Genomic DNA, 11,730 nt, shown 5'->3' with positions numbered 1-11,730 from the left:
GGCTACCCGAGGCCCTCGGGTGTCTCCTCCCCGTCGGTCCACCAGACGCCCAGCCGCTGGCGGACCAGGAGCCAGCCGCCCTCGGGATCCCGGCGGAAGTCCCAGTCGTACGGACCGCCCATGGAGTAGGGCGAAGAGCCTGGCGCGCTCCTTGTCACGGCGACGAACCACATGTAGCCGATGCCCGTCGCCCGGTCCTCCTCCACCCGGAAGTCCATGTTCAGGATGTGGTGCTGCATGCTCGGGAAGTGCGCCTCCGCCTCCTCCACCTTCGCCCGGACCGCCTCCCGGCCGCGGATCTCTCCCCACGGCCCGAACTCCAGCACCGCGTCCTCGGCCCAGCACTCGATCCAGGTCCGCCAGTCCTTGCGGTCCAGCGCCCGCCAGCCGCGGATCATGAGCGCCCGCAGGGCTTCCTTGTCCTCCAGGACCCGCAGCCGGTGCAGCAGGTCCTGGTACGTCCCGGCGGGCACTACTGGGCACTCGCGGCGGGACGTACGACGATCTCGTTGACGTCGACCCCGGCCGGCTGGGCGACGGCGTAGGCGATGGCCCCGGCGATGGCGGACGCCGGCAGCGCCACGGCGCGGTAGGCCTTCATGGCCTCCCTCGCGGCAGGATCGGAGATCCCTTCCGCCAGCTCGGACTCGGTCACGCCCGGAGAGACCAGTGTGACCCGGACGGAGCCGTCCGACTCCTGGCGCAGCCCCTCGGATATGGCCCGGACGGCGAACTTGGTGGCGCAGTAGACAGCCGCCGTGGGCGACACCTCGTACGCACCGACGGAGGCGACGTTCACGAAGTGCCCGCCGCCCTGGGCGCGCATCACGGGCAGGGCGGCGGCGATCCCGTGCAGCACACCCCGCACGTTGACGTCGATCATCCGGTCCCACTCGTCGACCTTCAGCGCGTCCAGCGGCGAGAGCGGCATCACCCCGGCGTTGTTGACCATCACGTCCAGGCGGCCGTACTGCTCCCGGGCGGCGGCCACGAAGGCCCGTACATCGGCGGCGTCGGTGACGTCCAGCCGCCGGAAGGCCGCGGTACCGCCTGCCTCGTTGATCTCCCGGCTGAGCGCGTCGAGGCGTTCGGTGCGCCGCGCGCCCAGGAACAACCGGTGGCCGTCGGCGGCGAGCCGCCGGGCCGTCTCCTCCCCGATCCCGCTGCTGGCTCCGGTGATGGCCACGGCCCTGGCTTCGTTCCTCATGCTGTCCCACTCCTCGTTCGAGGCGGATGGCTCCGCCTCACCGAGTCTGGGCACACCGCTGCGGGCCAACCAGGACGCATCGCACCCTGGCAAGCGCCCCCTCCCACCCCGTAGGGGCGCGTCCTGTCCTCTCCCCTACCCGGTGACGCCGCCGAGCCACAGCAGGTCGCGGGCCCGGGTCATCGCCACGAAGAGCATGCTGCGCAGCAGTTCCTCGCGTTCCCGGGCCGTTTCCGGCGTCGCCGTGCCGCCTGCGGTCCCGCTGGCGAACACCGGGTCGTGCTGGGGCAGGAAGACGTTCTTGAACTCCAGTCCCTTGGCCCTGCGGTAGGTGCCCAGCTTCACCGAGTCGACCGCGTGGCCGTCGTAGTGCTCCAACTGGCATACGGAAATGCCGGCTTGAGTGAGCAGCCGCTGGTAGTGGGTGATGGCGCGCATGGAGGGGCACAGCAGGGCGGTGTCGGCGAGCGCGCCGTCCGGCAGGGAGCGCAGTGCGTCCAGGAGTTCCCAGTCATGGGCCTCCACCGTGGGCCTGGTGACGCGTACGACGTCGCCGTCGTGGTAGGTGAGGTCGACATCGCGGCGGCCCGGGGTGCGCATGCCGTCGAGGTCCTCGAAGGTGTCGTCGGCCACGACGGTGAGGGCCGCGTCCAGGATCTGCCTGCTGTTGCGGTAGTTGGTGCGCAGCACCTGGCCGCGGTCGCCGCGGATGTCGATGCCCGCGTCGGTGAGGCGGAAGCCTCCCGGGTACACGGTCTGCTGGCCGTCGCCGACGAGGAGCAGACCGTTGGGCTCATCGCCGACGAGCGCGTGCAGGAGGCGCACGCCGACGAGTGTGAGGTCCTGGACCTCGTCCACGATGACGGCCGAGTACGGGGGCCGCTCGCGCCGGCGGGTCGCTTCGGCCAGGGCGAGGGAGAGGATGTCGTTGAAGTCATGGACGCCGCGCTCGCCGCGCAGCGATTCGTAGGTCTCGTACAGTTCCCACACCGCCTGCCGGTGGGTGCGGTGGAGGCCGGCCCTCCGGCGCCGCCTGGGGACGGTCGCGTACTGCTCGAAGCGGGTGAGGCCGCGCCCCTTGATGACGTAGTCGATCTCCTCGCGCCAGTAGGTGGGGGCCGGGTCGAGCTCGGCCAGTCGGCTCCCGCGGCCGACGTGTTTCCAGGCGAGACTGAAGGCGGTCTCGGCCTTGTCCCCGTGCAGCCGCACCGGTACGCCCCGCTCCTGGAGGAAATCCTGTGCCCAGGAGTGGAGGCTGCGGAAGTCCACCCGGTCGGCGACGGCCGGGGCCATGGCCTTGAGGAAGGTGCTCTGCACACGGGGCAGGTTGTTGGCGAAGGTGACGTACAGGATGCGTCCGGTCGTCCGCCTGGCCAGGTGGGCCGCCCGGTGCAGGGCGACGACCGTCTTGCCGGTGCCCGCCGGTCCGCTGATGCGTGCCGGGCCCGACCAGTTGCGGCGTACCAGTGCGACTTGATCGGGGTGGAGGAAGGTCATCCACTGTTCGATCGGTGCTCGCATCGCCCCTTTCAGGACCGCGTCACGCAGCCCTTCGAGGTCGAACAGCCCGTCCGAGGAGGTCTGTGGGTGGCCCTCGCGCGCCGGCGACGTCATCTGCTGGTCGATCGCCGACCCCGCATAGGCCGGGAAGACCCGCTCGAGGTGGTCGGCGATCGCGCGGATCGATTCCGCGCGCAGCCTGTGCCGTTGCGAGATCAGCACGGGGCCGATCTCGTGTTCACCCAGGAGCCGTATCCGGCCGAGGTTTCCGTCGAGGCGCCGCCCGGCGAACACCATGAGCGGCTGGACCGCCACCGGTGACATTCCGAGGGATGCCACCGCACTCTCGGCGGCCTTCGTGGCGGCGAGCATCCCGGCCGCGTATACGTCCCCCGGCTCGCCGCCGGCCGTGACGCCGATGACGAAGACACCGCCGGGTCCCACGAGCAGCATGTCCGCGTCGGCGGTCCGTGTCCCGGACCATTGCCGGTCGACGAGCAGCCGCCATCCGCGCGCGGTCAGTACCAACAGCTGGGCGAGGACCCGCTGCTCGCCCTCGCCGACCGCGTCCCGGCGCAGCGCCTGCCGACGGGCGGCCTGCCACTGCTCCCGGAGTAACCGCTCCTGCCGCCGCGCGTCCTGCGCCCGCTGCGATGCCGCCCCGCCTGTCCCCATACCCAGCCCCCTCGTACGCGGAGTGGCGATCATAGGACGGAACGCAACCACGGCGGCAGGGCGCCTGCCGGGCCTGCCGCGGAGAACGCCCTCTAGTCCTGCCAGTAGAACAGCAGGGTGCGGACGTCCAGCGGGTTGCGGCTGCCGAAGTGGTACACCCCCAGGTCGGTGACCCGGATCGAGCCGACGGCGTCGTCGATCCAGCGGAAGCCGGCCGATTCGAGGGCGCGGCGGACGTCCGGGTCCTCGTCGTGGTCGGCGGCGAAGCGGCCGAGCGTGCTGATGTGCACCTCGCCGCCGCTCTCGCCGTAGCCGATCACGTCGTACGTACCGTCCCCCTGCCGGTGGGCCTCGCCGCAGGAGAGCGGCGGCTTCGGTGCGAGGCCCGCGGCGGTGAGCGCGGCCGAGGCCCGTTGAAGCCGCTCGGCCGGGTCGGCGGCCGGCGGCGGCTGCGTGCACAGGGCTTCGATCCGCCACCGCGGATCGCTCCGCTCCTCGGCCCACGGCCCGTACTCGTGGACGATCGCCGCGCGCAGCTCCTCGTCCAGGCCGCTCACCTCGACGCGGGGCCGCCCCAGTTCCTCGTACAGGTGCCGGGTCTCGGCGGTGTCATCGGTCAGCCGGTGCAGCGCGTACACGGCCCACAGCTTCGCCTCCTCGGTAGGCGCCGCTGCGAGAGCGCCGCGCAGCCGCACGGGGTCGGCCAGGAACTCCTGGGCGCGGTGGGCGACTCCCCGGTCGGGGTCCGCGAGCGCGTCGGTGACGTCCTCGCCCGCGTGGCGGCGCATGCGGACGATGACGGAGCGGTCCTCGGGCCGGGCCACGTCGAGCCGGGCGAGCACTGCCTCGGCGCCGTGGCGTGCGGTCAGTTCGTCGAGCCCCGCCTCGCCGATCTCCCGCCGGTGACGCCAGGGACCGAAGGCGAGCGTGGACAGGGCGCCCACCGCCGTGAGGTCGCCGAGTGCGCTGCGGGCCTCCAGTACCGCCTCGGCCATGCCGTACGCGCTGTCCTGGCCACGGTCCTCGTGCCGCAGCCAGGGCAGCAGTTCGGTGCGGTCCGCGAGGAGGTGCAGCAGTGCGATGCGTACGGTCCCCACGGCGCCGGTGTCCAGGAGGCAGGCGGTCAACTCGGCCACGCGCCGCTGCGGCACCCGTCCGGCCAGCGCCTCCGCGCATGCCGTGCGGCGCCACCACGGCTGGCCCGCATCGAGCGCGCACTTCGCAAGGGCGTCCGCGTCGTACCCGCGCAGGCCCGCGGTGTCGATCCGCCCGACTTCCGGGCTCAGCGTCTTGATCGTCGTCGGCATCCGGGGATGCTACCCGGCAGTGCCGGGCGGGCTCCTTCCCGTTTCGGAGGCGCGATCGCCCACGTGACGCGGTGGAGCGGCCCGGGAGGCAACTCCCGGACCGCTCCACCGCGTCACGTGGGCGACGAACCCGCCCGGAGGATCCGGGCGCGGCGTGGTCGCCGGATCAGATGACGCCCTGCGCCAGCATCGCGTCCGCGACCCGCTCGAAGCCCGCGATGTTCGCGCCCGTGACGTAGTCGCCCGGGGCGCCGTACCGCTCGGCGGTCTCGTGGGCGACGGCGTGGATCGAGCGCATGATGGCGGCGAGCTCGTCCTCCACGCGCTCGGCGCTCCAGGCCACCCGGCCGGCGTTCTGGCTCATCTCCAGGGCGCTGACCGCGACGCCGCCCGCGTTCGCGGCCTTGCCGGGCCCGAACGCGACCCCGGCCTCCTGCAGGATCCGTACGGCCTCGGGAGTGGTCGGCATGTTGGCGCCCTCGGAGACCGCCTTGACCCCGCCCGCGACGAGCGTACGGGCGTCCTGAGCGTCCAGTTCGTTCTGCGTGGCGGACGGGAAGGCGGCTTCCGCCGACACCTCCCAGACCCGGCCGCCGGGCACGAACCGCGCCGAGGATCCGCGGCGCTCCGCGTACTCGCTCACGCGCCCGCGCTCGACCTCCTTGATCTGCTTGAGCAGTGCGAGGTCGATGCCCTTCTCGTCGACGATGTAGCCCTGGGAGTCCGAGCAGGTCAGCGGGTTCGCGCCGAGCTGCTGGAGCTTCTCGATCGTGTAGAGCGCGACGTTGCCGGAGCCGGAGACCACGGCGGTCAGCCCGTCCAGCGACTCGCCCCGGACCTTCAGCATCTCGGCGGCGAACAGCACGCTGCCGTAGCCGGTCGCCTGGGGCCGGATCGCGGAGCCGCCCCAGCCCTGCCCCTTGCCGGTCAGGACACCGGCCTCCCAGCGGTTGGTGATGCGCCGGTACTGGCCGAAGAGGTAGCCGATCTCGCGGCCGCCGACTCCGATGTCCCCGGCGGGCACGTCGGTGTGCTCCCCGATGTGCCGGTGCAGTTCGGTCATGAAGGACTGGCAGAACCGCATGACCTCGGCGTCGGAGCGGCCGTGCGGGTCGAAGTCACTGCCGCCCTTGCCACCGCCGATGCCGAGGCCGGTCAGGGCGTTCTTGAAGATCTGCTCGAAGCCGAGGAACTTCACCACGCCGATGTCCACCGAGGGGTGGAAGCGCAGTCCGCCCTTGTACGGGCCGAGCGCACTGTTGAACTCGACGCGGTAGCCGCGGTTGACGTGGACCCGCCCGCGGTCGTCCTGCCACGGGACGCGGAAGAGGATCTGCCGTTCGGGCTCGGTGAGCCGCTCCACCAGGGCCACGGCCGGGTCGGCGTACTCGGGCCGGGCGGTGAAGACGGGGGCCAGGGTCTCGAGGACCTCCCGTACCGCCTGGTGGAACTCGGGCTGCGCGGGGTTGCGGCGCTCGATCTCGGCCCGCAGTGCTTCCAGCCTGTCCTTCGAGTCCTTCACGTGTGTCCCTCCAGGGAGTGCGCGGTGCGCAGACGACGGCAGGTCCATGGTGTCCGCGGGGCCGCGAGTACCGGTCGATTTCGAGTGCAGCGCGCGGCGAGCGCACGCTTTCGGAAAAGCTTTTCCGGAGATCGGCCCCTTTCTGGAGGCTACCCCGCACGACGCTGCTCTGGGCAAGGCTTCTGTCCCGCGGACAAAAACGTCGCGTGCGACGGTGCCCGGCGACCGCTGTGAGCCATCGTCGAGTCCGTCCACGAGGTCCCCGCCGCCGAATGGGAGCACCTCGCCCGCCCGGCCGGCCTCTACCTCTCCCACCGGTGGCTCGCCGGCGATTCGTGATCAACGGGGATTCCTCCGGCGGTGGCGGTGGGGGGGCCTTGAGGGCGGGGGCGGCGAGTACGGCGATCAGGCAGGCGGCGGCTTCGACACCCCACGGGAGGGACGGGGCCGGCCTCGAGCACCGGAAGACACGACCGGGCGCCCGGGCGCCCCGCCTGTCGACGCCGCGTACGGCCGGGCGCGGGCCACAGTGGGGAGATGAACGCAGACGACAGGAACGTTCTGGCCCGGGGGCGCGTGGCGACGAGGCTGCCGGCACGGGATCTGGAGCGGGCACGGCGGTTCTACGCCGAGACCCTCGGGCTGGAGCCCGTCGACGAGCGGCCCGGTGGGCTGCTGTACCGGTGCGGGGACACCGACTTCGCCCTGTTCGCGTCGACGGGATCCTCGCCCGGCACCTTCACGCAGATGGGGTGGGAGGTCGACGACCTCGAGACCGTCGTGGCCGAACTCAAGGGGCGCGGCGTGACCTTCGAACAGGTCGACGTACCGGGGCTCCGGACGGACGAAGAAGGGATCGCCGAGGTCGAGGGGAACTACCCGAGCAAGGGGGCACGGGGCGAGCGAGCCGCCTGGTTCCGTGACAGCGAGGGAAACCTCCTGGGCATCGGCGAACCCGTCACGTGATCTCCGGGGGCGGGCCCCGCCGGGACCTCAGAGGGTACGGAGCGCGCTCTCGATCGCCTCCACGATGCCGTCGTGGGCCGCCGGCGCCACCCGGAGGGCCCTTCCCACGGGAACCGGGGACTGCTCCGCGATGCGGTCCAGTACCCGAAGGAAGTTCTTGTCGGCGGTGAGGAACACCTCGCAGTCCGGCAGATAGGCGGCGTGCTGGACATCGACGGGGTTGCCGTCGGTGATCTTCATGTCCGCCTGCACCGTGTCCGCCGCCCACCGGAGCCAGTTGCGCGGCATGTGCGCCGCTTCCACCTCGTGCAGCCAGAACCGGTTGAACGCCTCGCGCGAGGCACACATGGCGCGGAGATCGACCCGGGCACCGACCCAGTCGGCGTAGGTGGTGTCCTCGTGGGTGAGCACGGACCGGCGGCCCGTGGCGAACGCGCACCAGTACACCTCCTGGCTGTACGGCCGCCAGGCCGCGACGCCTTCGCCGTCTCCCCAGCCGGCCCGCTGCTCCGCCGTGGTCTCCTCATGCGGAGAAGTGGTGATCCGTGAGAGGTCACGGAGATCGAACCCCACCTCGCGCATACGCTCGCGCTGCTCCTTCTGGTTGTCCACCACGAACCGCGCCGTGCGCGCAGTGCGCCGGGCCGGTTCCGTATCGCGGAACCGGTCGTGGTGCTCCACCGCCTGGCGCCAGAACCTCTTCGTCCAGTAGGTCCGCCACGTCGCCTCGCGCCCGGTGTCGGGCATGGACCGCATCCACTCCGGGTGCAGGCGGCGCACTTCGGCGACGACCTCGGCGCCCTCCCGGTCGGCCTCGCTGCGCAGCCGCTCGTCCGTCGCGGCCGTCATCGCCTCGACGATCGCCGCCCGCTTGTCCGCCCGCGGATGCTGCAGCACCTCCAGCAGAACGCTCGGCGCGGTCACCACGCGATGTCCGAGGGAACGGGCGACCTTCTTGAACCGGTCCCCCGCCCGCTCGTCCCCCAGGTACGACCAGATGTTGTTGTCGAGCATGATCCTCATGCTGCTTCCCCTCACCCTCGGCCCCCGCCACCCGCCCCGCCCGGGCACGCCGGCCGTCCTCCGAACAGGATGGCACCGCCCACTGACAACGACGCCGACCGAACGGGAGCCCCGGTGGCGTCCGGGTCAGCGCTGCGACGCGTAGTCCAGGAGGAAGAGTGCCTCCACGAGGGCCATGTTGCGGATCTCGGTCGGGTCGACGCTCTCGTCGGGCGCGTGGATGAGGCAGTGTGGCTCCTCCACTCCCATGAGGATGATCTCGGCGTCGGGGCAGGTTCCGGCCAGCACGTTGCACAGGGGGATCGAGCCGCCCTGGCCGAGGAACTCCATCGGCCGGCCGTACGCCTGCTGCATGGCCCGGCCCATGGCCCGGTAGGCCGGCCCGTCGGTGGCCGGGCGGAACGGCGAGCCGGTGCCCTCCTTCTCGACCGAGACGCGGGCGCCCCAGGGAGCGGCGGCCGTCAGGTGCGCGGTGAGGGCGGCCAGCGCGGTGTCGGAGTCCGTCCCCGGTGGCACGCGCAGGCTGACCCGGGCCCGGGCCGTGGCCGGAACCGCGGCGGCGGAGCCGACCACGGGCGGGCAGTCGATACCGAGGACCGTCACGGCCGGGCGCGCCCAGAGCCGGTCCGCCACCGAGCCGGATCCGGTGAGGCGGACCCCCTCCAGGACGGAGGCGTCGGTGCGGAACTGCTCCTCCTCGTACGGCACTCCGGTCCAGGTGCCGGTGCAGTCCAGGCCGTCGATGCGGGTGCCGCCGTCGGGATCGCGCAGCGTCGACAGGATCTGGATCAGGGCGGCCAGCGCGTCGGGGGCGGGTCCGCCGAACATGCCCGAGTGCAGGTCGCCGCGGAGGGTGGCGACGGTGACGACGACGTTGGCGAGGCCGCGCAGTGCGGTGGTGGCGGTGGGGCGGCCCACGGCGGCGTTGCCGGTGTCGCAGATCAGCAGCGCGTCGGCGCAGATCTCGTCCGGGTGCGCGACGACGTACTGTTCGAGCCCGCCGGTGCCCTGTTCCTCGGAGCCCTCGGCGACGAACTTCAGCCCGACGGACAGCTGGTCGCCGAGCGCCCGCAGCGCCGTGAGGTGCATGACGATGTTGCCCTTGCAGTCGGCGGTGCCCCGCCCGTACCAGCGTCCGTCACGCTCGGTGAGCGCGAACGGCGGTGAGGTCCAGGCGGCTTCGCCGAGCGGGGGCTGTACGTCGTAGTGGCAGTACAGCAGGACGGTCGGGGCGCCCGCCGGGCCCGGCCGGTGACCGAGTACGGCGTGGCTGCCGTCGGGGGTCTCCTCCAGGCGTACGTCGAGCAGGCCCGCCCCGGTGAACGCGTCGGCCACCCACCGGGCGGCCCGCGCGCATTCCTCGGGAGGGAACTGCCGGGGGTCGGCGACCGAGGGAATGGCGACCAGTTCGGCGAGGTCGGCCTTGGCGCGGGGCATCAGCGCGTCGATGCGTTCGGCGAGGCCGCGGGCGTCCGGCATGTCGCTGCCCCGGTCGAGGACAGGCTCCTGGTCGCGGTCGGGGCCAAGGGCAGGGTCCTGGTCGCGGTCAGCCATCGTTGCCGCGCTTCACCGTCTGGTCGGTCTTCAGGTCTGCGATCTGCTCCTGGATGCGGTGCAGGGTGTCGGGGCAGTAGACCTTCAGCACGAGGGCCTCCGCCTGCAGGGCCCGGCTGTCGGCGATGACCGGTCGCTGGCCGGGGCCGGTGGCCCCGTTGGACATGTTGATCTTCCACAGGGCCGACTTGAGGGCGGAGGCGGGGTCCTCGCAGACGATGCCCCCGTCCTCGCCGAGCGCACGGGCCAGGGTGCTGGGATCGGGCCGGGAGAACCCGGCGGCCACCAGCTCGTCCGTGAGCTGGTTGGCCTTGTCAAGGGCCTGGTTGGTGGACCGTACGGCCTTGTACTGGATCAGCCCCACCACGACGAAGCCGACGAGCAGGATGATGGCGACGATGTAGATCAACTTGTGCCGGGAGGCGAAGGCGGTGGGGCTCATGCGACCTCTCCTGTCGCCTGCGCGTCCGGGTTGCGCCAGCTGGGCTTGCGCAACCGCAGGCACAGCCAGGGGATGATCACACCGAGAAGCAGCAGACCGCCGCCCACGATGGCGACGTAGCTCCAGACGCTGCCGCCGCCGAACTGCGAGGACGGCACGAATCCGATGACCATGGCCGCGGCGGAGGCCAGGAAGCCCACGACGCAGATCAGGCTCAGTGCCGGGGCGCGGTAGCCGCGCGGATGGTCGGGCTGGGTCTTGCGCAGCCGCATGGCCGCCAGGAACATCAGCAGGTACATGATCAGGTACACCTGGGTGGTGATCACGGAGAAGATCCAGTAGACGCTGGACACATTGGGGATCAGTGCGTACATCAGCGCGATGACCGTCGTGACGATGCCCTGGGTGACCAGGATGTTCTGCTGGACGCCGTGGCTGTTGAGCTGCTGCAGGAACGGCGGCAGGTAACCCTCCTGACGCGAGATCAGCAGCAGTCCCTTGGATGGCCCGGCCAGCCAGGTGAGCATCCCGCCCAGGGAAGCGGCCACCAGGGCGACCGCGGCGATCGGGGTCAGCCAGCCGATGTGGAAGTAGGAGAAGAACGCGTCGAAGGCCTGCATGACGCCCGCGGTCAGGGACAGCTGGTCGGCCGGGACCACCCAGCTGATGGCGAGGGCCGGCAGGATGAAGATCAGCAGCACCATCCCCATCGCGAGGAACATCGTCTTCGGGAACTCCCGCGGAGGGTCCTTCAGCGACGAGACGTGGACGGCGTTCATCTCCATGCCCGAATAGCTCAGGAAGTTGTTGACGATGAGCACCAGGCTGGCCAGACCCGTCCACACGGGGAAGATGTTGGAGGCGCCCATCGGGGCGGCGGACGGGTTGCCCTGGCCGAGGAACACCATGCCGAGGACCACCAGCAGGGATCCCGGGATGAGCGTGCCGATGATCAGTCCCCAGGAGGCGAGCCCGGAGAGCGCCTTGGTGCCCTGCGAGGACACCCAGACGCCGGTCCAGTACAGGACGACGATCACGATGGCGGTGTAGACGCCGTTGGAGGCCAGGGACGGGTCGATGACATACGCCAGGGTGCTCGCGACGAACGCCAGCAGGCTGGGGTAGTAGAAGATCGTCATGGCGAACTGGCACCATACGGCGAGGAACCCGAGGGGCTTCGACAGTCCCTCGCTCACCCACCGGTACACGCCGCCCGACCAGCCCGACGCGAGCTCCGCCGAGACCAGCGAGGTCGGCAGCAGGAACACGATCGCGGGTACGAGGTACAGGAACACGCAGGCCAGGCCGTACACCGCCATGGTGGGCGCCGCGCGCAGGCTGGCGACGGAGGCCGTCGTCATCATCGCGAGGGTCACCCAGGTGAGCGTCGAGGAACCGGCCTTGGCCGCCACGGTCCCGGCCGCTTTTCCTTGCGGGACGTCGTCCGGGACGGGCACATCCGCAGCGCTCAAGGGGACCTCCGGGTCGACAGGGGCCGATTCTGTCCAGCCTCGCCCGCGCTCCCGCCGTCGGC

10 protein-coding genes are annotated in these 11,730 nt (G+C 71.5%); 1 reads left to right on the top strand and 9 read right to left on the bottom strand.

Annotated features, from left to right (window positions below; all coding sequences use genetic code 11):
* Nucleotides 1-2: 2 nt before the first annotated feature.
* From OG444_RS35480 to gdhA, 5 genes are all read right to left on the bottom strand, one after another.
* A complete protein-coding gene (locus tag OG444_RS35480; RefSeq protein WP_327265960.1) occupies nt 3-473 on the bottom strand; it encodes a nuclear transport factor 2 family protein in 471 nt (156 codons plus the stop codon).
* Entirely contained in the window at nt 473-1,207 is a 735-nt protein-coding gene (locus OG444_RS35475) for an SDR family oxidoreductase (RefSeq protein WP_327265959.1), read from the bottom strand. Before OG444_RS35475 ends, OG444_RS35480 begins: the two co-directional genes overlap by 1 nt.
* A gap of 135 nt (nt 1,208-1,342) precedes the next feature.
* A complete protein-coding gene (locus tag OG444_RS35470) occupies nt 1,343-3,382 on the bottom strand; it encodes a nuclease-related domain-containing DEAD/DEAH box helicase (RefSeq protein WP_327265958.1) in 2,040 nt (679 codons plus the stop codon).
* A gap of 92 nt (nt 3,383-3,474) precedes the next feature.
* Entirely contained in the window at nt 3,475-4,689 is a 1,215-nt protein-coding gene (locus tag OG444_RS35465; RefSeq protein WP_327265957.1) for a hypothetical protein, read from the bottom strand.
* A 166-nt stretch (nt 4,690-4,855) separates the two neighbouring features.
* Nucleotides 4,856-6,259, bottom strand: coding sequence for an NADP-specific glutamate dehydrogenase (gene gdhA, locus OG444_RS35460; RefSeq protein ID WP_327265956.1), 1,404 nt, complete (start codon nt 6,257-6,259; stop codon nt 4,856-4,858).
* 489 nt (nt 6,260-6,748) lie between these two features.
* Here gdhA and OG444_RS35455 point away from each other — a divergent pair, with 489 nt between their 5' ends.
* Complete coding sequence (locus tag OG444_RS35455; RefSeq protein WP_327265955.1) at nt 6,749-7,177, top strand: VOC family protein; 429 nt, start codon at nt 6,749-6,751, stop codon at nt 7,175-7,177.
* Nucleotides 7,178-7,204: 27 nt separating this feature from the next.
* Here OG444_RS35455 and OG444_RS35450 read toward each other — a convergent pair whose 3' ends face one another.
* The 4 genes from OG444_RS35450 to OG444_RS35435 all read right to left on the bottom strand — a co-directional run bounded on the left by OG444_RS35450 (nt 7,205) and on the right by OG444_RS35435 (nt 11,668).
* On the bottom strand, nt 7,205-8,200 hold the full coding sequence (locus OG444_RS35450) for a hypothetical protein (RefSeq protein ID WP_327265954.1): 996 nt from the start codon (nt 8,198-8,200) through the stop codon (nt 7,205-7,207).
* 126 nt (nt 8,201-8,326) lie between these two features.
* Nucleotides 8,327-9,679: a dipeptidase gene (locus OG444_RS35445; protein WP_327267031.1), complete on the bottom strand. Its 1,353-nt coding sequence runs from the start codon at nt 9,677-9,679 to the stop codon at nt 8,327-8,329.
* Nucleotides 9,680-9,746: 67 nt separating this feature from the next.
* On the bottom strand, nt 9,747-10,196 hold the full coding sequence (locus OG444_RS35440) for a hypothetical protein (protein ID WP_327265953.1): 450 nt from the start codon (nt 10,194-10,196) through the stop codon (nt 9,747-9,749).
* Nucleotides 10,193-11,668: an APC family permease gene (locus OG444_RS35435; protein ID WP_327265952.1), complete on the bottom strand. Its 1,476-nt coding sequence runs from the start codon at nt 11,666-11,668 to the stop codon at nt 10,193-10,195. Before OG444_RS35435 ends, OG444_RS35440 begins: the two co-directional genes overlap by 4 nt.
* Between the last annotated feature and the right edge of the window lie 62 nt (nt 11,669-11,730).

It is taken from the genome of Streptomyces sp. NBC_01232 (genome assembly GCF_035989885.1).
Classification (GTDB): Bacteria; Actinomycetota; Actinomycetes; order Streptomycetales; family Streptomycetaceae; genus Streptomyces.
The sequence above is the reverse complement of the archived record's forward strand: the minus strand, read 5'-3'. Positions and strand labels throughout refer to the sequence as shown.

Excerpts from the sequence above, each read along its gene's own strand:
- OG444_RS35475 (WP_327265959.1), bottom strand. The coding sequence starts at position 1,207 with ATGAGGAACGAAGCCAGGGCCGTGGCCATCACCGGAGCCAGCAGCGGG.
- OG444_RS35470 (WP_327265958.1), bottom strand. The coding sequence starts at position 3,382 with ATGGGGACAGGCGGGGCGGCATCGCAGCGGGCGCAGGACGCGCGGCGG.
- OG444_RS35465 (WP_327265957.1), bottom strand. The coding sequence starts at position 4,689 with ATGCCGACGACGATCAAGACGCTGAGCCCGGAAGTCGGGCGGATCGAC.
- gdhA (WP_327265956.1), bottom strand. The coding sequence starts at position 6,259 with ATGGACCTGCCGTCGTCTGCGCACCGCGCACTCCCTGGAGGGACACAC.
- OG444_RS35455 (WP_327265955.1), top strand. The coding sequence starts at position 6,749 with ATGAACGCAGACGACAGGAACGTTCTGGCCCGGGGGCGCGTGGCGACG.
- OG444_RS35450 (WP_327265954.1), bottom strand. The coding sequence starts at position 8,200 with ATGAGGATCATGCTCGACAACAACATCTGGTCGTACCTGGGGGACGAG.
- OG444_RS35445 (WP_327267031.1), bottom strand. The coding sequence starts at position 9,679 with ATGCCGGACGCCCGCGGCCTCGCCGAACGCATCGACGCGCTGATGCCC.
- OG444_RS35440 (WP_327265953.1), bottom strand. The coding sequence starts at position 10,196 with ATGAGCCCCACCGCCTTCGCCTCCCGGCACAAGTTGATCTACATCGTC.